Genomic DNA, 19,176 nt, shown 5'->3' with positions numbered 1-19,176 from the left:
TGAATAGCTGTTCACATGAAGAGTTATACAAAATACACGAGCTAAATCCATGAGCTGTCAACACGACTACGCCGGCGTCGATCCCGCCATCGCCCAACTCGCCGATCTGTTCCACCTGCTGGGCGACCCGACCCGCTTGCGCATTGTGCTCGCCTGCGTGGCGGCGCCGATCGCCGTCAGCGACATCGCCACCTCCCTTGAACTGAGCAGCTCCCTCGTCAGCCACCACTTGCGCTTGCTGCGCGCGGCGCGCATCGTGAAGTCCGAGCGTCAAGGCAAACAAGTTTTCTACTCCGCCGCCGATGCGCATATCAGCGACGTCCTGAACGATATGCTGGAACATATCGCCGAACCTGCCAACGGGAACGAAGCATGAGCAAGCACCACGACCATCACGACCACGATCACGACCATGAGCACCACGATCATGATCAAGGGCATGGCCACAGCCACGCGCCCGCCAAGCCGGCCGCGAAAGCACACGCCCACGATCATGGCCATGGACACGATCACGCGCACGGCCACGGGCATCACCACCACGGCGATCCCAACACCATGGGCCGCGCCTTCGCCATCGCCATCGTGCTCAACCTGGGTTTTGTCGGCGTCGAATTCTTCTACGGTTTCCTGGCCAACTCCACCGCGCTGATGGCCGACGCCGGCCACAACCTGTCCGACGTGCTGGGCCTGATGCTGGCCTGGGGCGCGGCCATCCTGGCCAAGCGCCTCCCAAACCAGCGCTATACGTACGGCCTGCGCAGCACGTCGATGCTGGCGGCGCTGTTCAACGCCATGCTGCTGATGGTCGCCTGCGGCGGCATCGCCTTCGAGGCGGTGCAGCAACTGGCCCATCCCGAGCCGGTGGGCGGCTTTACGGTGTCGGTGGTGGCCGGCATCGGTATTCTGATCAACGGCTTCTCGGCGTGGCTGTTCATGTCCGGCAGCAAGGACGACATCAATATCCGTGGGGCCTACCTGCACATGGCCGCCGACGCGGCGATCTCGCTGGGCGTGCTGGTGGCCGGCCTGATCGTCCGCTATTCGGGCTGGAACTGGGTCGATCCGGCGGTCAGCATGGTGATCGTGGCGATTATCGTCTACAGCACCTGGTCCCTGCTCAAGCAGTCGCTGCGCATGATGCTGGCGGCGGTGCCGGACAACGTGGATCGCGGCGAGATCGAGCAGTTCTTGCGCGACCGTCCCGGTGTGACCGAGGTGCACGACCTGCACATCTGGGCGATGAGCACCACCGAGACGGCGCTGACCGCGCAGCTGGTCACGCCGGCCGGGTATCCGGGCGACGTGGAGGTCGACGACATTACCCGGCAGCTGCGCGAGGATTTCTCAATCCAGCACAGCACCTTGCAGGTGCGGCTCGGCACCACGGTGCACGAGTGTTGCCTGCAGGAGCCGGCGCACTAATCAGCGTATTGGGCGTATAGGGCGGTGCTCAGGTAGCGCTCACCGAACGACGGGATGATCGTGACGATCATCTTGCCGGCGCTTTCCGGCCGGCGCGCCACTTGCAGCGCGGCCCACAGCGCCGCGCCCGACGATATCCCCACCAGCAAGCCCTCCTGGCTGGCCGCCAGCCGCGCGGTCTCGAAGGCATTGTCGTTGCTGACGCCAATAATCTCGTCGTACACCCGCGTATTGAGCACGGCCGGCACGAAGCCGGCGCCGATGCCCTGCAGCGGGTGCGCTCCCTTGACACCCTTGGCCAGCACCGGCGAGGCTTCCGGCTCGACCGCGATGCAGCGGAACGCCGGCTTGCGCGCCTTGATCACTTCGCCCACGCCGGTGATGGTGCCGCCGGTGCCGACGCCAGCCACCAAAATATCCGCGCGGCCGTCGGTGTCGTCCCATATTTCCTCGGCCGTCGTGCGGCGGTGCACATCCGGATTGGCGGGGTTGTTGAATTGCTGCGGCATCAGGTAGCGGCGGTCGCTCTCGGCCAGCGCCTCGGCGCGGTGGATGGCGCCGAGCATGCCTTCGCTGCCCGGCGTCAGGATCAACTCGGCGCCGTAGGCGCGCAGCAGCATGCGGCGCTCGCGGCTCATGGTGTCCGGCATGACGAGCGTGCAGCGGTAGCCGCGCGCGGCGCAAACCATCGCCAGCGCGATGCCGGTGTTGCCGCTGGTCGGTTCGAGGATGATGGTGGCGGGATGGATCTGGCCAGCCGCTTCGGCCGCTTCGATCATGGACAGGCCGATGCGGTCTTTCACGCTGTGGGCCGGGTTGCAGTATTCCAGCTTGACCAGTACTTCAGCGTTGAGGCCCTTGGTCAATCGATGCAGCCGCACCAGCGGGGTGTGGCCGATCAGTTCAGTTACGTCGTTGGCAATTTTCATGAAAAAAACCTCCGCGCGATAGGGAGTAGCCAGTCTACTCCTGCCGCGCGGACAACGACGTATTGTTTACTTCACATCCATCAGTTCGACGTCGAAGATCAGTGCCGAATTCGGCGGGATGCCGCTGCCCGGCGACGGGCGCGAGCCGTAGGCCAGCTCGGACGGAATGATCAGGGTGCGCTTGCCGCCGACCTTCATGCCCTGGATGCCCTGGTCCCAGCCTTTGATGACGCGGCCGGCGCCGAGCACGAAGTCGAGCGGTTCGCCGCGCGAAATCGACGAGTCGAATTGTTTGCCGTGCATGTTTTTCGCCAGCGGACGATACAGCCAGCCGGTGTAGTGCATGTAGACGGTGGCGCCGGTGCTGGCTTCCTTGCCGGTGCCGACCTTGGTGTCGGTGATGATCAGCTGCTCGGCGGCCGGACCCGGCGTGGCCGAACCGACGACCATCGGCGGCGGTGGCGGCGCGACGGCGGGCGTGGCGGTGGTGGTGGGCGCGGCCGGCGCTGGCTGCGCGGCAGGGGCGGCCGGGGCTGCGGGTGCGGCAGGCGCGGCGGGAGCTTGGGCCTGGGCCACGGAGGCCGCCAGCGCGCACAGCATTGCTACTAAAACGGAACTACGCGTCATGTTTTTTCTTTCAATGAGTTTCTGTGGACGGCACGGCGGCCGGGCCAGCGCGCACAATGATAGCAAACCTGCCTGGCGCACCGGATAAAATCTACGCCGTCTCGTCAGCCGCCACCGCAGGTACCGGCGCCGGCACCGCCTGCGCGCCATTGGCCAGCTGCCGCAGCACGTGGCCGGCGGCGACCATGCCGAACGTGGCCGTGACCACCATCGCCGAGCCGAAGCCGGCGCAGTTCAAGCCGGTCACGCCGCCGGCGCGGTCGTCGCCGTCGACCGCGCACACCTCGCCCGTTTCGGGAAACTTGAGCGGTTCCATCGAGAACACCGCGTCCACGTGGAACTTGGTTTTCTCGCCGCGCGGATAGCCGTACTGGCTGCGCAAGACCTTGCGCACTTTTTTGAGCAGCGGTTCCTGCTCGGTGCGGGCCAGGTCGCGCACGGCGATCTGGGTCGGATCGGTCTGGCCGCCGGCGCTGCCGATGATGACCAGCGGCAGCGCGTGCTGGCGGCAATACGCGATCATCGCCGCCTTGGCCTTGACGCTGTCGATGGCGTCGACCACGTAATCGAACTTGCCGGTGCCGAGCATCTCGTCGAGATTGTCGGCGCTGACGAAATCCTCGATCTGGTTGACCACGCAATACGGATTGATCTGCGCGATGCGCTCGGCCAGCGCGCTGATCTTGGCCTGGCCGACAGTGCCGGTCAGCGCCTGGATCTGGCGGTTGATATTCGACTCGGCGACGTTGTCGAGGTCGATGAGGGTCAGTTGGCCGATGGCGCTGCGGGCCAGCGCCTCGACGATCCACGAGCCGACGCCGCCGACGCCGACCACGCACACGTGGGCGCCGCGGAAGCGCGCCAGCGCGCGTTCGCCATACAATCGGGCGATGCCGCCGAAACGGCGGTCGAAGTCGACGGCGTCCGGGCCTTGGTCGACATTAAGGTCAGAGATACTGTTCATCCCGCCATTTTACCGGACACGGCGACAAGAATTATTCTAGAATGACTTTCCCCCTAGCCTAAGCCCCACGCCATGAGCAACGCAGAGAATAAACCCCTGTTCGACACCGCCCCCGATTTCAGCCAGCCGATAGCATTTTTGAAACATTGCCACGACCGTATCCGCAAGCAATTGTTGACGATGCAAAACCTGCTGACCCACCTGCCCGCCCACGGCGCCGACGCCGAGGCGCAAAAAGCCGCGCAAGCCGTGCTCAAGTATTTCAACAACGCCGCCCACCTGCACCACGACGACGAAGAGCAAAACCTGATGCCGATGTTGCAGGCCACCGCGCGCGACGCCGACGCCGCGCTGCTCGACGAATTGGTGCCGGGCATCCTGGCCGACCACCAGGCCATGGACAAGGACTGGGAGATCGTCCGCGCGCAGCTGGAAAAAATCGCCGCCGGCGACAGCGCCGAGCTGTCGGCGCCGGACGTGCAGCGCTTCTGCGACGCCTACGCCGCCCACATGGCCAAGGAGGAAGCCAACATCGCGCCGATGGCCAAGCGCCTGTTCAGCCCGGAACAGATGGCGCAACTGGGCAGCGCGATGCAATTGCGGCGCGGTATCACGCCCGACCTGCCGCAAAGCCAGGTGCCGGAGCAGCAACAGGTCGCCGTCGCCAACGCCGTGGCAGACGGCGTGGTGCTGGCCGATCTGCGCCTCGACTATGGCCGCGCCAGCCTGACGGAAGCGGACGTGCTCGACGACCCGATCGCCCAGTTCGGCAAATGGTTCGGCGAGGCGCTGCACGCCAAGGTCAACGAACCGAACGCGATGAGCGTGGCCACGGTGGGCGCCGACGGCAAGCCGACCTCGCGCATTGTTTTGATCAAGCAATTCGATCCGCGCGGCTTCACCTGGTACACCAATTACGACAGCCAGAAGGGACAGCAATTGCGCGACAACCCGCACGCGGCGCTGCTATTCTTTTGGAACGAACTCGAGCGCCAAGTGCGCATTGAAGGCAAGGTCGTCAAAACTTCGGCCGAGGAAAGCGATCAATACTTCCATAGCCGGCCGGTGAAAAGCCAGATCGCCGCGATCGCCTCGCGGCAGAGCGCGCCCATCGCCAGCCGGGAACAGATGGAAGCCAATTACGATGCCTCGGCCGCGATCAGCGGCGAGCATCCGGTGCGGCCGGAACACTGGGGCGGTTACCGCCTGGAACCGGTGCGCATCGAATTCTGGCAGGGGCGCCGCTCGCGCTTCCACGACCGGATCGTGTATGTGAAACAGGCAGATGGCAGCTGGATCAAGGAGCGCTTGCAGCCGTAACCGCGGCGCGCGAACGCGATCCGATTCGGAAATCCAGACCATCGCTTGCGGTGGTCTTTTTTATTCTGGACGGGAGGTGCATCGTGTTAGCACAAGTGTTCGTACAAAACCGCTTCAGCGCCTGGATTGCCGGCATCCGGCGACAGATCGCGCTACCGCTGCGGATTGAATTATGGAACGGCCAATGCGTCGACTTTTCCAGCGAGGCGCCGCGCGTGACGATACGCCTGCCCAATGTAGCGGCCGCGCGCTACCTGCTCAAGCCGTCGCTGGCCAACCTCGGCACGGCCTATGTGGAAGGCGTGATCGAGGTCAAGGGGGCGGCGCGCGACATGATCGCCGTCGTCAACGCGCTGGCGCGCACCACGCTCAAGCCGGAGCGCAAGTTCTCGCGCCCGGCGCGCGGCATGAAGCACGACAGGCACAAGGATGCCGAGGCGATCCGCTACCACTACGACGTCTCCAACGATTTCTACGCGCAATTCCTCGATCCGGACATGGTCTATTCCTGCGCCTACTTCGAGAACGGCGACGAGGACCTGGCCGCCGCCCAGCTCAAGAAGATCGACCACATCCTGCGCAAGATCGCGCTGGAGCCGCAGCACACCTTGCTCGACATCGGCTGCGGCTGGGGCGCGCTGGTGATCCGCGCCGCGCAGCAATACGGGGTGCGCTGCATCGGCGTCACCCTGTCTGAAAACCAGTGCGCGCTGGCCCGGCAGCGCGTGCGGCTGGCCGGGCTCGAGCACCTGGTGGAGATCCGGCTGCAGGACTACCGCGACGTGCGCGGCCAATTCGACCGCATCACCAGCGTCGGCATGTTCGAGCATGTCGGCCTGCGGCATTTGCCGGAATACTTCGCCGCCATCGAACGGCTGCTGGCGCCGGACGGGTTGGTGATGAATCACGGCATCACCTCCACCGACGCGGACAACGGCCAGACGCCCTACGGCGGCGGCGAGTTCATCGACAAGTACGTATTCCCGCATGGCGAACTGGCGCACGTCGGCAGCGTGCTCAAGGCGATGCAGCAAGGCGGCCTGGAAGCCTACGACGTGGAAAACCTGCGGCGGCACTACGCGCGCACCTGCGCCATCTGGACCGACAATTTCGAAGCGCACGCCGAGCGCCTGCGCGCGCTCGCCGGCGACAAGCGCTACCGCATCTGGCACGTGTACCTGGCCGGTTGCAGCTACGCGTTCGAGCAGGATTGGATCAGCCTGTATCAAATCGTCGGCCACAAGGCGGGGCAGCGCAGCGGCACCCTGCCGTGGTCGCGCCGGCACATGTACCCGGAGCAAAAGCAACTCCAGGGTCAGGTCCACCAATGCTACACGGGCCCGAGCGTACCGGACCTCGACGGTTGAGATCGTGTAGAAATGGTGGACCTGACCCCGGGCTACGAAGCCGCATGCGATGGCCCCCTGTAACGCAATCGCGCGCCGTCCGCAGCGCGTTTACCGCCCTCCCAAGGGACGCAATCCGTCGCCGCCACAAATCTTTGGCATAATGGCTAAAAGAACCCAGGCCGACCCATGCACACCATTTTCCCCCGCGCTGAAGAACGCGCTTTCGACACCGCCCATTTCCGCCAGGCCCTGGGCCAGTTCGCCACCGGCGTGACCGTGATCACCACCCGGCTGGCCGACGGCACGTTTCGTGGCCTGACGGCCAGTTCCTTCAACTCGGTGTCGCTCGATCCGCCGCTGGTGCTGTGGAGCCTGTCGAACGGCGCCAACAGCATGCCCATCTTCACCGGTAACTCCCACTATGTCATCAACGTGCTCAGCGCCGGCCAGGCCCACCTGGCCAAGCTGTTTGCCACGCGCGGCAGCAATCCGTGGGACAGCGTCGAGTACGACCTGTCGCGCACCGGCCATCCCATCCTCAAGGGTGGCTCGGCCTGGTTCGAATGCCACAACCGCAGCCGCTATCCCGAGGGAGACCACGTGATTTTCGTCGGAGAGGTCGAATTGTGCGAATTTACGCCGGCGCCGCCGTTGATCTTCCACGGCGGCCAGTTCGGCAGCCTGGGCTAAAAACGGAAATTGGTGTCGCCATTTGAAAAGCCGGGGTCTGCGGCGCGGCATAGAATGCTGGCAGCATTCACCATAATGAGAGACCACCATGAGCCAAGCCCGCGCCCAATTCCACTGGGATGACCCCTTGTTGCTGGATCAGCAACTGACCGACGACGAGCGCATGGTGCGCGACGCCGCCGCAGCCTATTGCCAGGACAAGCTGGCTCCGCGCATCCTGGAGGCCTTCCGCCACGAGAAGATGGACACCTCGATCTTCCGCGAAATGGGCGAACTGGGCCTGCTGGGCCCGACCATTCCCGACCAGTACGGCGGCCCCGGCCTGAATTACGTCTCCTACGGCCTGATCGCGCGCGAAGTCGAGCGCGTCGATTCCGGCTACCGTTCGATGATGAGCGTGCAATCGTCGCTGGTGATGGTGCCGATCTTCGAATTCGGCACCGAGGCGCAGCGCCAGAAATACCTGCCGAAACTGGCCACCGGCGAGTGGATCGGCTGCTTCGGCCTGACCGAGCCGAACCACGGTTCCGATCCCGGCTCGATGATCACCCGCGCCAAGAAGGTGCCGGGCGGCTATGCGCTGACCGGCGCCAAGATGTGGATCACCAATTCCCCGGTGGCCGACGTGTTCGTGGTCTGGGCCAAGGACGACGAAGGCGCGATCCGCGGCTTCGTGCTGGAAAAAGGCATGGCCGGCCTGAGCGCGCCCGCCATCCACGGCAAGTTCGGCCTGCGCGCCTCGCTGACCGGCGAGATCGTCATGGATAACGTGTTTTGCCCGGAGGAGAACGCCTTCCCGGACGTGCGCGGCCTGAAAGGTCCGTTCACCTGCCTGAACTCGGCGCGCTACGGCATCGCCTGGGGCGCGCTGGGCGCGGCCGAGGCGTGCTGGCACATCGCCCGCCAGTACGTGCTGGACCGCTCGCAGTTCGGCCGTCCGCTGGCCGCCAACCAGCTGGTGCAAAAGAAACTGGCCGACATGCAGACCGAAATCACCTTGGGCCTGCAGGGCTGTCTGCAACTGGGCCGCATGAAGGACGCCGGCACGGCGGCGGTGGAAATCACCTCGATGATGAAGCGCAATTCCTGCGGCAAGTCGCTGGACATCGCCCGGGTGGCGCGCGATATGCTCGGCGGTAACGGCATCTCGGACGAGTTCGGCGTCATCCGCCACATGGTCAACCTGGAGGTGGTTAATACCTACGAGGGCACGCACGACATCCACGCCCTGATCCTGGGCCGCGCGCAGACCGGCATCCAGGCTTTCCAGTAAGCCGCCGCAAGACGAAAAAAAACCGCTGCAGAACATCGCAGCGGTTTTTTTTATCCGGCCCAAGCGCAATAATCAGAAATTGAAGCCCTTGAAGTTGTAGCCGACGCTGACGCTCACCGCCAGCGGATCGAGGCGGATGTCCTGGGTCTGGCCGGTCGAGAAATGCACCTTGGTCTTGAGCTTGGTCTTGATGACGGTCGCATCGACAAACCACTGCTCGTTGATCTTGACGGTGCCGCCGATCTGGTAGCTGGCCGCCCATTTGTCGTCGACCTTGAAGGTGGCGCCCGGGCCGCCGGTGTTCAGGATCGCCGTCAGCTGGCCCGAACCACGTTCCTTCTGGAAGTGCGCGTAGGTGATGCCCAGGCCGACATACGGACGGAACATCGCGTTCGCCGGCAGGAAGCGGTACTGGATGAAGGCCGTCGGCGGCAGCACTTCCGACGAGCCCAGCTTGCCCGTGCCCTCGATCGATCCCGCGCCGACCAGGTCGTGCTTGTACGGCAGGCCCAGATCGATTTCGCCCGAAATGTTATCGGTGACCATGTACGCGAACGCTACGCGCGGTTTGATGTCCGGATCGATGTCGGCCTTGGTGCCCGGCAGCGCCGGCGCCGACACGTCGCCGGATTTGACCTTTGGCGTGATCTTGTTGATACCGGCGGTGACCAGCCAGGTGCCGGTGGTCTGTTGCGCCGACGCGGCCGTGGCCACCGACATCGCGGCGGCCAGCGCCAGCAGTTTTACGGTGGTGTTGAAACCCTTGTTCATATCGTCTCCTGATTTTTTATGGTGTTGTCCGGGGAGCACCGCCGAAAGCGGCGCTCCCCTGCGACGACAGAATTACAGCCAGCCCTTGGTCACCAGGCTTCTGGACACGAAACGGGCCAGCAGCAGGTTGTTGAACGGGGTTGGGTGGACTTCGTCGGCGAACGAATAGTGGCTGACATCGCCCGATTTGAGGTTGCCGCCGTTGCATACCAGCGAAGTGCCCAGCGGGTTCTTGGCGGCGCTCAGGTCGCAAGCCGGTTCGGCCACGTTGGTCAGGCCGTACGGGCCGGGATTGGTGGCCTGGTCGTGGCTGACGGCGAACACGTCGACAATCACCACCTTCGATTCGGCCGACAGGCCGGCGGTCAGCGCGTTGTTGAAGGCGCTCACCATGGCGTTGATCAGCGCCTGGGTGGCGGCCGACTGGCCACGGCCCGACGGCGTGGTGGCCACGTCCGGCAGGTTGTTCACCGTCACGAAGTTGGCGCCGTTGGCGAGGATTTGCGTCTTGACCAGGTTGGACAGTTCGGTGCCGGCGGTCGCCAGCGCGGCGACCAGTTCCGGGCCCTTGGCGGCGGCGTAGTCCAGTCCGGCCTTGTTGCCGGCGGCGGTGGCGTCGGCGGTGGCCTTGGCGACCATCGGACCGTAGACGGCCTGCCCACCGACCGCCGAATTGCCCGGCTGGACGGCGGCCGCGCCGATGGCGATCTGGGTGATGCTGGCCTGGGTGCTGCCGGCGCGCGCCGCTTCCGTCTGCGCGGCAAAGGCTATCGCCTGCGCAGCGGTCTGCGGATTGGTCGCGCCCGCCGCCAGCTGTGGCACCAGGCTCTGCAAGTATGCGGGACCACCGGCGGCGGTGCCGGCGGCGGTGGCGCCGGCGCTCAGCGCGGCCAACTGGAACAGCACATCGTTACCGCCGGCCATGACGAAGACCATCTCGTCGCCCTTGAACTTGCCGCCGACCGCCTTCAGGTGGTTGGCCACCTGGGTGACGACGGGAACCGTCAACGCGCCCAGCGCGCTGCCGGTCAACTTGTTGCCCGGTCCGACGGGGTTGGTGACGCGGGAGCCGCCCTGGGCGTAGCCGTAGCAGCCGGCGTGCGCGACCTGCGGCACCGAGAAGCCCTTGGTGGCGTCGCCGTCGAGGCCGGTAAGCGCGGCGCATGGCGCCGGCAGACCCAGCTGGGCGGCGACCAGTTCGGTCCAGTTTTTGCCGGTCAGGGTGGAGGCGATGGCGGTATTGTCGCCATTGATGGTGAATTTGCCGCCCTTGAGCGCAGCCACGGTACCGACGGCATACGAACCCACGTCGGACAGGCTATCGCCGAACGACACTTGCGCGCTGTACTTGTTTTTGATGGTCTGATCACCCGGCTTCGGGTCGGCGCTGCCGCCGCAACCCGCGAGGACGGCCAGAGTCATTGCAGCGAGTGCAAATTTGGTGTTGCGCATGTTGTCTCCTGTAAATATTCTTTTATGATTTGACACGAACGAACGTGCTATTCGTAGCCCGACTAATATGCCAGCGTTCGCGTGGCTTGTATAGGAAAACACCCGACAAACGCAATAGTTGTGAGCAAAAAAGAACAGTTGCTCGGCTATTCCGTTGCAAGTTTAATTTTCCTCAAAGGCCAAGTTAGCGGTTTGGGGCAGAATCGAAGAACGCGCGCGCCTCGCGCAGGCAAAACGGCGCGACAAGGCCGGCATGATAACTATCCTTCACCGACTTGTTGGCGAAGCGCAGCGCCTCCTTGGCGGCGGCAAATTGCAACCGCGTGCTCAAGTAAGGCGCCGCCAGCGACGTCTCCTCCAGATCGAGTCCGGTTACGGCCGTCGCTCCCCGGGCAGCGAAGTAAGCCCCGGCCGCCTTCGTATTGGTGAAGGACACCACCGGATCGTCATTGCCGCCGCACAGGAACAACGGCACGGCGGGCGTATAAGTACGCAGATCGTTTTTCAGCAGCCAGCGGCGCAACGGCTGGGCCGGCGCGCAATCGAGCGGGTTGGCCGCGCTGGCGTTGCACGGGTTGGCCTTCAAATCGGCCAGGTAGGCGTTGCGGTAACTCGTCCGTATCAAATGGTCGGCGCCGAAGAAGGAGGCGTAGCCGCTCGCCTGCGGCAACGAATCCTGCGCGAACAGCACGTCGTCGGGCAGCTTGCCGGCGGCCACCAGATCGCCGAAGCCGCGCGTGCCCGGCAGCAGCGTATCGATGCCGGTGGCGTACCTGGCTTCGTAGATATCGGCTGTTGCCGCATAGAGCGCGGCGCCGGCGCGCTGGCCGGCATTGATCACCAACGGCAGGAAGCCGGTCGCGCCCACCGTCGGCGCGCCGCTGAAAATGGTATCTCCCGTCAACAGCAGCGCATACGGACCGGACAGCGGCGCGGCGGCGGTGACGGCGAACTCGCCCGCGTAACCGGTCTGCATCGCGCGCTGCGTGGCCATCGCGACATAGCCTCCCTGCGAATAGCCGGTCAACATCAGCCGGCTCGAGGCGGCAACCTTCATCGATCCGAAGGCGGCGCGGGCGGCGCGCAACGCGTCGACCATATCGCTCGATTGCTGGGCGGCGTCGAGGTAGGCGTGATAGCCCAGTGACGAACCCGCATATCCCGCGTAGTTCGGCGCCACCACGATGTAGCCCTGGGCGGCGAACAAGGCGGCGATCATCAGCGGCTCGCTGGCCGACAGGTCGGCCATATCGGTGCTTTTTTTCACGGAGGTGCCGTGCGCATACACGAGGACGGGCCGGCCGCCCTGGCAGGCGGCGTCCTTGCCGGACGGGACCATGACGGCGGTGCTGGCATCGGTGTCGGCCGCCATCGCGTCGACGGTATGGTATTTGAGGGTATAAGTGGTGACCGCGCACACGGGCGCGCTGGTGACATTGGTTCCCAGCACCACGGACGCATCGACCAACAACTTCAGTTCGCCAGGTTCCAGCGTATTGGCGGGACCGCCGCTGGCCAAGGTGGCCGGCACCAGGGTCGCGCCGCCGATCAGCATGCCGCGCGGCGGCGGCGCCGGTTGCAAGACGGGCGGCTGTACCACCACCGCGCCGCTGCTCTGGCCGTTGGAGCCACCGCCACCGCCGCCACCGCATGATGCCAGCACCAGCGGTAACCACATCACTCTCCATCCAGCCCAGCGCATACGACCTCCAATGCAAGACGGCCGGGCGAGCTTTTCGGCCGGCAACAATTCATCTTAGCACTGGATTTCGGAAATTTCACTCAAACCAGGCGAACCGAACGGCCCAAAAACCTATTGCAACAGGGAGTCGATGATGCCGGTGGAGCCGAACACCGAGCGGCGCAGGCGGTCGTTGACGCCCAGCCATTGCGCATCCTGCGGCGGGGTTTCGACCAGGATCAGATCGGAACCGGTCTGGTCCATGTCCCGCAGGGCGGCGTAGAGGCCGTAAGCGTACCCGGCCGGGTCGGCGGGCAGCATTTGCTGGCTGACGGCCAGCTTTGGCTGCGCGTGGCTGATGATGGCGACCTTGATGCCCTTGGCCTGCAACTGCGCCAGTTTAACGGTCAGGGTGGCGCCGTCGAGCATCGTGACCGGCGTGCGTGGGGCGTAGTGCGATTCCAGCGTGCCCGAGGCGCGCGGCGCGGCCTGGTCCGGCGCGGCCGGCAATTGGCCGATGACGCCGGCGATTTGCTCGGCGCTGATATGGCCGGGACGCAGCAGCACCGGGCCGTGCGTCGCCAGCCGCGACAGGTCGACGATGGTCGATTCGATGCCGACCTGGCTGGGGCCGCCCTCCAGCACCGTATTCAATAACGCGGCCGAACAGGCGTCATCGCCCGTGATCGGGCCTTCATCCTCGTCGTCCAGCGCGAACTCGTCGCGCACGTGCTGGGCCGTGGTCGGGCTGACGTTGCCGAACTTGTTGGCCGACGGCGCCGCCACCCCGCCCTTGCCGCCCTTGAAGGCGCTCAGTAAGGCGATCGCGACCGGATGCGACGGGCAGCGGATGCCGACCGTGTCCTGCCCGCCGGAGACGGCGTCGGGGATGTGGCCGGCACGTTTCAAAATCAGGGTCAGCGGTCCCGGCCAGAAGGCGGCGACCAGTTGCCGCGCTTCGTCGGGGATGTCGGTGACCCAATAGTCCAGGTCGGCGCCGGGCGCCACGTGCACGATCACCGGGTGGTCGTTGGGGCGGCCCTTGGCTTGATAGATGCGGGCGACGGCTGCGGGATTTTCGGCGTCGGCGCCGAGGCCGTAGACGGTCTCGGTCGGGAAGGCGACCAGGCCGCCCTCCTCCAATACGGCGGCCGCGGCCGCGATGTCGGCGGCGTCGGCTACCGCGTGATGCTGTTTCTTCACGGCGCGATACCCAGGATGGCGCACGCGGCGTTCAGCTGGCGCTGCGCCTCGTCCAAGGTCGGCGCAACGATGGTCAGATGGCCCATCTTGCGGGCGCGGCGCGGGTCGTCCTTGCCGTACAGATGCAGGCAGGCGCCCGGCAAGGCCAGGATGCGGTCCCAGGCCGGTTCGCGCACGGTCTCGCTGTCGCCTTCGAACCAGACATCGCCGAGGATGTTGAGCATGACGGCCGGCGAATGCTGGCGCACGTCGCCCAGCGGCAAGCGCGTCATCGCGCGAACCTGCTGCGCGAACTGGCTGGTGACGCAGGCGTCCATCGTGTAGTGGCCGCTGTTGTGCGGACGCGGCGCCATTTCGTTGACCACCAGGCTACCGTCGGTCAGCACGAAGAATTCGATGCACAACACGCCGACGTAGCCGAGCTCGGCCACGATCGCTTGCGCGGCCTGCTGCGCCACTTTGGCGCTGGCGTCGGAAACGTTCGGGCCCGGCACGGTGGTGGTGAACAGAATGCCGTCGCGGTGCACGTTCTCGGCGATCGGATAAACCACCGACGCGCCATCGGCGCCGCGCGCGGTCAGCACCGACACCTCATAGGCCAGCGGCAGCATCTTTTCCAGCAGGCAGGTAACCTTGTCCATGCTCTCGAACGCGGCGCGCACGTCCTCGCGCGACTTCACGCGGACCTGGCCCTTGCCGTCGTAACCCATGCGCACGGTCTTGAGGATGCCCGGCAGCAGATCGTCGGCGATATCGTCGATATCCTGCTGCGATGCGATCACTTTGTGCGGTGCCGGCAGCACGCCCGAACGCGGCGCGCAATCGACGAAGAATTTCTTCTCGGCGATGCGGTCCTGCGCCACCGACACGCCATGCGCGTTGGGGGCGACGAATACGCGCTCGGCCAACCGCGACAGGCTGTCGGCAGGCACGTTCTCGAACTCGGTGGTGACGGCCAGGCATTGCTCGGCCAGCGCGTCCAGTCCGGCGGCATCGCTGTAGCCGGCGTTGACCAGGCGCTGGGCGACCTGGCCTGCGGGACATTCATCGGCAGGCTCCAGCACTGCGACCTGATAACCCATGCTCTGGGCGGCGTGGGCGAACATGCGGCCCAGCTGACCGCCGCCCATCACGCCCAGCCACGCCGGTGGATTGGCGGCGGGCAGAAGTGGAGAAAAATCTTTACTCATCGATGTATTTCAAACGTTATTCAAGCGGCAGCGTCATGGCCTTGGCGGCGTCGGTCTGCGTCACGCGGAAGGCTTCCAGCTTGTCGGCCAGCGCGTCGTCGTTGGCGGCGATCATGGCCACGGCCGTCAACGCGGCGTTGGCGGCGCCAGCCTCGCCGATGGCGAAGGTCGACACCGGCACGCCCTTCGGCATCTGCACGATGGACAACAGCGAATCCTCGCCGCGCAAATACTTCGACGGCACCGGCACACCCAGCACCGGGACGATGGTCATCGCCGCGACCATGCCCGGCAGGTGGGCCGCACCGCCCGCGCCGGCGATAATGGCGCGCAAGCCGCGAGCACGGGCGCTCTTGGCGTACGCATACATTTCGTCGGGCATGCGGTGCGCCGAAATCACTTGCGCTTCGAACGGCACGCCGAACTGCTTGAGGATGGCGACCGCGTTTTGCATCACGTCCCAGTCCGAGGACGAGCCCATGATGACGCCGACCAGCGGCTTGGAGTTGTTAGCGTCCGCCATCTCAGGCCTTCAGCTTCTGGCCGGTCAGGCGCTCGATCGCTTCAAAGTACTTGGCCTGGGTCTTGTCGATGACGTCGGCCGGCAAGGCTGGCGCCGGCGCGGTCTTGCCCCAGTCCAAGGTTTCCAGGTAATCGCGCACGAATTGCTTGTCGAACGACGGCGGCGACATGTCCGGCGCGTACGAATCGGCTGGCCAGAAGCGCGACGAGTCGGCGGTCAGCACTTCGTCCATCAGGTGCATGACGCCGTTTTCGTCGAGGCCGAATTCGAACTTGGTGTCGGCAATGATAATGCCGCGCGTGGCAGCGTAGTCCGCCGCTGCCGTGTACAACTTGATGCTGATATCGCGCATTTTCGCGGCCAGTTCGGCGCCGATGCGGCTTTCCATGTCGGCAAAGCTGATGTTCTCGTCGTGTTCGCCCAGATCGGCTTTCGCGGCCGGGGTGAACAGCGGCTCAGGCAATTTCTCCGCCTGGCGCAGGCCGGCCGGCAATTCGATGCCGCAGATGCTGCCCGTCGCCTGATAATCCTTCCAGCCCGAACCGATGATGTAACCGCGCACCACCGCCTCGACCATGATCGGCTTCAGGCGCTTGGCGACCACGGCGCGGCCTTTTACCTGCTCCACCTCATCGGCGGCCACCACGGACTCCGGCGCGACGCCGGTCAGGTGGTTCGGCACGATGTGGCCCAGTTTCTCGAACCAGAAATCGCTCATCTGGTTCAAAACCATGCCCTTGCCGGGGATCGGCTCGTTCATGACAACGTCGAAGGCGGACAGACGGTCGGTGGTGACGATCAGGATCTTGTCATCGCCGACGGCGTAATTGTCGCGGACTTTGCCATGGCCGAGCAGTGGCAGGGATTTGATGGAGGATTGGTAAAGGCTGTTCATAGCGGAGAATGTATTAACCAAACGTAGAAAAAGCGAAAACCGGCGACAAGGAAACCTTGCCAGCCGGTCAAGAGATTCGGGCAACCATCGCCCGTCCAACCCGAATTTTACTTCACAATCTGTTGCAGCTCGCCGGCCTTGTAACGCTCGGCCATTTTTTCCAGCGTCACTTGCTTGATTTTCGATGCTTGACCGGCACAGCCGAACTGCTCGAAACGGGCGCGAACGATTTGTTCGGCGGCCAGGCGGGCAGGCTTCAGGTAGTCGCGCGGATCGAATTTCGACGGGTTCTGGAACATGAACTGACGGATCGCGGCGGTCATCGCCAGGCGGATGTCGGTGTCGATGTTGATCTTGCGAACGCCGTGGCGGATACCTTCCTGAATTTCTTCAACCGGCACGCCATAGGTTTCCTTCATGTCGCCGCCGAATTCGCGGATGATGGCCAGCAGTTCCTGCGGCACCGACGACGAACCGTGCATCACCAGGTGGGTGTTCGGAATGCGCGCGTGGATTTCCTTGATGCGGTCGATCGCCAGGATGTCGCCGGTAGGCTTGCGGGTGAACTTGTAGGCGCCGTGCGAAGTGCCGATGGCGATGGCCAGCGCGTCGCACTGGGTTTGCTTGACGAAGTCGGCGGCCTGGTTGACGTCGGTCAACAGCTGCTCGCGGGTCATGGTGCCGTCGGCGCCGTGGCCATCTTCCTTGTCGCCCTTCATGGTTTCCAGCGAACCCAGAACGCCCAGCTCGGCTTCCACGGTGACGCCGATGGCGTGCGAGAACTTGACCACTTCGCGCGACACTTCGACGTTGTACTCGTACGATGCGACCGACTTGCCGTCCGCTTCCAGCGAGCCGTCCATCATCACCGACGAGAAGCCGGAGCGGATCGCGGCCATGCAGATCGCCGGCGATTGGCCGTGATCCTGGTGCATAACGACCGGAATATGTGGATAGGCTTCAATCGCGGCGTCGATCAGATGACGCAGGAACGCTTCGCCGGCATACTTGCGGGCGCCGGCCGAGGCTTGCATGATGACCGGGCTGTCGAGCGCGTCGGCGGCGGCCATGATGGCTTGCACTTGTTCCAGATTGTTGACGTTGAAAGCAGGAATGCCATAGCCGTTTTCAGCGGCGTGGTCCAGCAGTTGACGCATGGATACGAGGGACATGATGTGTACTCCAAACAATAAAAAAACTTGGTTGCCGGAGCATTGCGCCCCCGTTCCGCGGGGGCGCGCTATCGGACTTACTTAATACCTACTTTGACGATCTTGAGCGCGTTGGTGCCGCCGGCCTGGCCCATCTGGCCGCCCCACGTCACGACGATCATATCGCCCTTCTTGACGATGCCGTTCTGCACCAGCAAGTCTTCGGCAGCCTGCAGCACGGCGGCGCTATCGCCAGCCTGCGCCAAATTGTATGCCTTCACGTTGCGGTACAGCGCCGCCTTGCGCTGGGTCGTCACGCTCGGCGTCAACGCGTAGATCGGCGTGTCGATGTTGTGACGGCTCATCCACAGCGCGGTCGAACCGGACTCGGTCAGCGCGATGATCGCCTTGACCGCCAGGTGGTGCGCGGTGAACAGCGCGCCGTAGGCGATCGACTGGTCGATGCGGGTAAAGGTCACATTCAGGAAGTCGGCGTCGAGCTTGTTGTACTCGGACTGCTCGGCTTCCACGCAAATGGCGGCCATCATTTCCACGGTCTCGATCGGGTAGCGGCCCGAGGCGGTTTCCGCCGAGGTCATCACCGCGTCGGTACCGTCCAGCACGGCGTTGGCCACGTCGGACACTTCGGCGCGGGTCGGCACGGCGTTGAAGATCATCGACTCCATCATCTGGGTCGCGGTGATCGCCAGCTTGTTCGACTCGCGCGCCATCTTGATCATGCGCTTTTGCAGCGCCGGCACCGCCGCGTTGCCCACCTCAACAGCCAGATCGCCACGGGCGACCATGATGCCGTCGGAGGCGTCGAGGATCTCCTGCAGCACAGGGATCGCTTCGGCGCGCTCGATCTTGGCGATCATCATCGGCTTATGGTTGAACGGCTCGCCGGCGATATTGGCCAGGGTGCGCGCCATTTCCATGTCGGTTGCGCTTTTCGGGAACGAGATCGCCAAGTAATCGCACTGGAAACTCATTGCCGTCTTGATGTCTTCCATGTCCTTGGCGGTCAGCGCCGGCGCGGTCAGGCCGCCACCCTGGCGGTTGATGCCCTTGTTATTGGACAGCTCGCCACCGATTTTCACGGTGGTGAAGATTTCATGGCCGACGATCTTGTCGACCACCAGCACGATCAAGCCATCGTTCAGCAGCAGCTTGTCGTCGGCGCGCAGATCCTGCGGCAGCGCCTTGTAATCCAGACCGACGCGTTCCTGGTTGCCCAGTTCGCCGTTTTCGCCCCATTTGGCGTCCAGGATGAACTTGTCGCCATTGGTCAGATCGATCTTACCATTTTCAAATTTGCCCACGCGGATCTTAGGACCCTGCATGTCCGCCATGATCGCCACTTCGCGCCCGCATTCCGCGGCCGCCTCGCGCACCAGCTTGGCGCGGTCGATATGGTCCTGCGCCTTGCCGTGCGAGAAATTCAAACGCACGACATCCACCCCGGCGCGTATCATTTTTACCAGAACGTTGAAGTCTGTAGAGGCCGGGCCGATCGTTGCGACAATTTTGGTACTACGGGACATAGGATTCCTTAGCGTTGGGTCATGCGGAAAGCCCCCGCGATAGCGGCGGGAACCAGGAAAAAACCAGGAAAGCTGCACTGTAAGCTCGTGTCGAGCTGGGTGTCGCCCGGTTCGAAGTAGGCAAAGTGGCTATTAATGTAGCCAGACTACAAACCTTTGTAGCAAACTTTCACAAACCGGGCTTTTTTCAGC

At 64.3% G+C, this 19,176-nt stretch carries 18 protein-coding genes; 6 read left to right on the top strand and 12 right to left on the bottom strand.

The window, feature by feature from the left end; all coding sequences use genetic code 11:
• The first annotated feature begins 49 nt into the window (after positions 1 to 49).
• Positions 50 to 376, top strand: a complete 327-nt coding sequence (locus tag AC0IYS_RS04025; protein WP_090325393.1) for an ArsR/SmtB family transcription factor — start codon at positions 50 to 52, stop codon at positions 374 to 376.
• The gene (locus tag AC0IYS_RS04020; protein ID WP_471703961.1) at positions 373 to 1,422 is read left to right on the top strand and encodes a cation diffusion facilitator family transporter; all 1,050 of its coding nucleotides are present in this window, start codon (positions 373 to 375) and stop codon (positions 1,420 to 1,422) included. The genes AC0IYS_RS04025 and AC0IYS_RS04020 overlap by 4 nt, the downstream gene beginning before the upstream one ends.
• Here AC0IYS_RS04020 and cysK read toward each other — a convergent pair.
• The 3 genes from cysK to tcdA form a co-directional block, all read right to left on the bottom strand.
• The gene (gene cysK, locus AC0IYS_RS04015) at positions 1,419 to 2,351 is read right to left on the bottom strand and encodes a cysteine synthase A (RefSeq protein WP_471703960.1); all 933 of its coding nucleotides are present in this window, start codon (positions 2,349 to 2,351) and stop codon (positions 1,419 to 1,421) included. The two genes, AC0IYS_RS04020 and cysK, sit on opposite strands and share 4 nt — an antisense overlap.
• Before the next feature lie 66 nt (positions 2,352 to 2,417).
• Positions 2,418 to 2,951 carry an FKBP-type peptidyl-prolyl cis-trans isomerase gene (locus AC0IYS_RS04010; RefSeq protein ID WP_471708788.1) on the bottom strand — a complete coding sequence of 178 codons (534 nt, stop codon included), beginning with the start codon at positions 2,949 to 2,951 and terminating at the stop codon, positions 2,418 to 2,420.
• Positions 2,952 to 3,069: 118 nt separating this feature from the next.
• Positions 3,070 to 3,942, bottom strand: coding sequence for a tRNA cyclic N6-threonylcarbamoyladenosine(37) synthase TcdA (gene tcdA / locus AC0IYS_RS04005; protein ID WP_471703959.1), 873 nt, complete (start codon positions 3,940 to 3,942; stop codon positions 3,070 to 3,072).
• A 72-nt stretch (positions 3,943 to 4,014) separates the two neighbouring features.
• Between tcdA and pdxH the strand changes: the two genes are divergently transcribed.
• From pdxH to AC0IYS_RS03985, 4 genes are all read left to right on the top strand, one after another.
• The gene (gene pdxH / locus AC0IYS_RS04000) at positions 4,015 to 5,262 is read left to right on the top strand and encodes a pyridoxamine 5'-phosphate oxidase (RefSeq protein WP_471703958.1); all 1,248 of its coding nucleotides are present in this window, start codon (positions 4,015 to 4,017) and stop codon (positions 5,260 to 5,262) included.
• Between the two features lie 95 nt (positions 5,263 to 5,357).
• Entirely contained in the window at positions 5,358 to 6,629 is a 1,272-nt protein-coding gene (locus AC0IYS_RS03995; protein ID WP_471708787.1) for a class I SAM-dependent methyltransferase, read from the top strand.
• A gap of 168 nt (positions 6,630 to 6,797) precedes the next feature.
• The gene (locus AC0IYS_RS03990; protein WP_471703957.1) at positions 6,798 to 7,301 is read left to right on the top strand and encodes a flavin reductase family protein; all 504 of its coding nucleotides are present in this window, start codon (positions 6,798 to 6,800) and stop codon (positions 7,299 to 7,301) included.
• An 88-nt stretch (positions 7,302 to 7,389) separates the two neighbouring features.
• Positions 7,390 to 8,574, top strand: coding sequence for an acyl-CoA dehydrogenase (locus tag AC0IYS_RS03985; RefSeq protein ID WP_090325377.1), 1,185 nt, complete (start codon positions 7,390 to 7,392; stop codon positions 8,572 to 8,574).
• A gap of 72 nt (positions 8,575 to 8,646) precedes the next feature.
• On the opposite strand, the gene AC0IYS_RS03980 is transcribed toward AC0IYS_RS03985, so the two are convergent.
• From AC0IYS_RS03980 to pyk, 9 genes are all read right to left on the bottom strand, one after another.
• The gene (locus AC0IYS_RS03980; RefSeq protein WP_471703956.1) at positions 8,647 to 9,345 is read right to left on the bottom strand and encodes an OmpW/AlkL family protein; all 699 of its coding nucleotides are present in this window, start codon (positions 9,343 to 9,345) and stop codon (positions 8,647 to 8,649) included.
• Positions 9,346 to 9,417: 72 nt separating this feature from the next.
• Positions 9,418 to 10,797, bottom strand: a complete 1,380-nt coding sequence (locus tag AC0IYS_RS03975; protein ID WP_471703955.1) for an SGNH/GDSL hydrolase family protein — start codon at positions 10,795 to 10,797, stop codon at positions 9,418 to 9,420.
• Positions 10,798 to 10,981: 184 nt separating this feature from the next.
• On the bottom strand, positions 10,982 to 12,475 hold the full coding sequence (locus AC0IYS_RS03970; protein WP_471703954.1) for an alpha/beta hydrolase family protein: 1,494 nt from the start codon (positions 12,473 to 12,475) through the stop codon (positions 10,982 to 10,984).
• A 135-nt stretch (positions 12,476 to 12,610) separates the two neighbouring features.
• Positions 12,611 to 13,681 carry an L-threonylcarbamoyladenylate synthase gene (locus tag AC0IYS_RS03965; RefSeq protein ID WP_471703953.1) on the bottom strand — a complete coding sequence of 357 codons (1,071 nt, stop codon included), beginning with the start codon at positions 13,679 to 13,681 and terminating at the stop codon, positions 12,611 to 12,613.
• On the bottom strand, positions 13,678 to 14,871 hold the full coding sequence (locus tag AC0IYS_RS03960; protein WP_471703952.1) for a 5-(carboxyamino)imidazole ribonucleotide synthase: 1,194 nt from the start codon (positions 14,869 to 14,871) through the stop codon (positions 13,678 to 13,680). The genes AC0IYS_RS03965 and AC0IYS_RS03960 overlap by 4 nt, the downstream gene beginning before the upstream one ends.
• 16 nt (positions 14,872 to 14,887) lie before the next feature.
• Positions 14,888 to 15,394, bottom strand: a complete 507-nt coding sequence (gene purE / locus AC0IYS_RS03955) for a 5-(carboxyamino)imidazole ribonucleotide mutase (protein WP_471703951.1) — start codon at positions 15,392 to 15,394, stop codon at positions 14,888 to 14,890.
• Between the two features lies 1 nt (position 15,395).
• Positions 15,396 to 16,289, bottom strand: a complete 894-nt coding sequence (locus AC0IYS_RS03950) for a phosphoribosylaminoimidazolesuccinocarboxamide synthase (RefSeq protein ID WP_463452862.1) — start codon at positions 16,287 to 16,289, stop codon at positions 15,396 to 15,398.
• A gap of 107 nt (positions 16,290 to 16,396) precedes the next feature.
• Complete coding sequence (fba, locus tag AC0IYS_RS03945) at positions 16,397 to 17,461, bottom strand: class II fructose-bisphosphate aldolase (protein WP_471703950.1); 1,065 nt, start codon at positions 17,459 to 17,461, stop codon at positions 16,397 to 16,399.
• Positions 17,462 to 17,538: 77 nt separating this feature from the next.
• Positions 17,539 to 18,984, bottom strand: coding sequence for a pyruvate kinase (gene pyk / locus AC0IYS_RS03940; protein WP_090325361.1), 1,446 nt, complete (start codon positions 18,982 to 18,984; stop codon positions 17,539 to 17,541).
• Positions 18,985 to 19,176 lie beyond the last annotated feature (192 nt).

This window comes from Duganella sp. AC237 (genome assembly GCF_979254035.1).
This window is presented reverse-complemented; position numbering and strand designations above follow the sequence as displayed.

Excerpts from the sequence above, each read along its gene's own strand:
- AC0IYS_RS04025 (WP_090325393.1), top strand. The coding sequence starts at position 50 with ATGAGCTGTCAACACGACTACGCCGGCGTCGATCCCGCCATCGCCCAA.
- AC0IYS_RS04020 (WP_471703961.1), top strand. The coding sequence starts at position 373 with ATGAGCAAGCACCACGACCATCACGACCACGATCACGACCATGAGCAC.
- cysK (WP_471703960.1), bottom strand. The coding sequence starts at position 2,351 with ATGAAAATTGCCAACGACGTAACTGAACTGATCGGCCACACCCCGCTG.
- AC0IYS_RS04010 (WP_471708788.1), bottom strand. The coding sequence starts at position 2,951 with ATGCTGTGCGCGCTGGCGGCCTCCGTGGCCCAGGCCCAAGCTCCCGCC.
- tcdA (WP_471703959.1), bottom strand. The coding sequence starts at position 3,942 with ATGAACAGTATCTCTGACCTTAATGTCGACCAAGGCCCGGACGCCGTC.
- pdxH (WP_471703958.1), top strand. The coding sequence starts at position 4,015 with ATGAGCAACGCAGAGAATAAACCCCTGTTCGACACCGCCCCCGATTTC.
- AC0IYS_RS03990 (WP_471703957.1), top strand. The coding sequence starts at position 6,798 with ATGCACACCATTTTCCCCCGCGCTGAAGAACGCGCTTTCGACACCGCC.
- AC0IYS_RS03985 (WP_090325377.1), top strand. The coding sequence starts at position 7,390 with ATGAGCCAAGCCCGCGCCCAATTCCACTGGGATGACCCCTTGTTGCTG.
- AC0IYS_RS03980 (WP_471703956.1), bottom strand. The coding sequence starts at position 9,345 with ATGAACAAGGGTTTCAACACCACCGTAAAACTGCTGGCGCTGGCCGCC.
- AC0IYS_RS03975 (WP_471703955.1), bottom strand. The coding sequence starts at position 10,797 with ATGCGCAACACCAAATTTGCACTCGCTGCAATGACTCTGGCCGTCCTC.
- AC0IYS_RS03970 (WP_471703954.1), bottom strand. The coding sequence starts at position 12,475 with ATGTGGTTACCGCTGGTGCTGGCATCATGCGGTGGCGGCGGTGGCGGT.
- AC0IYS_RS03960 (WP_471703952.1), bottom strand. The coding sequence starts at position 14,871 with ATGAGTAAAGATTTTTCTCCACTTCTGCCCGCCGCCAATCCACCGGCG.
- purE (WP_471703951.1), bottom strand. The coding sequence starts at position 15,394 with ATGGCGGACGCTAACAACTCCAAGCCGCTGGTCGGCGTCATCATGGGC.
- AC0IYS_RS03950 (WP_463452862.1), bottom strand. The coding sequence starts at position 16,289 with ATGAACAGCCTTTACCAATCCTCCATCAAATCCCTGCCACTGCTCGGC.
- fba (WP_471703950.1), bottom strand. The coding sequence starts at position 17,461 with ATGTCCCTCGTATCCATGCGTCAACTGCTGGACCACGCCGCTGAAAAC.
- pyk (WP_090325361.1), bottom strand. The coding sequence starts at position 18,984 with ATGTCCCGTAGTACCAAAATTGTCGCAACGATCGGCCCGGCCTCTACA.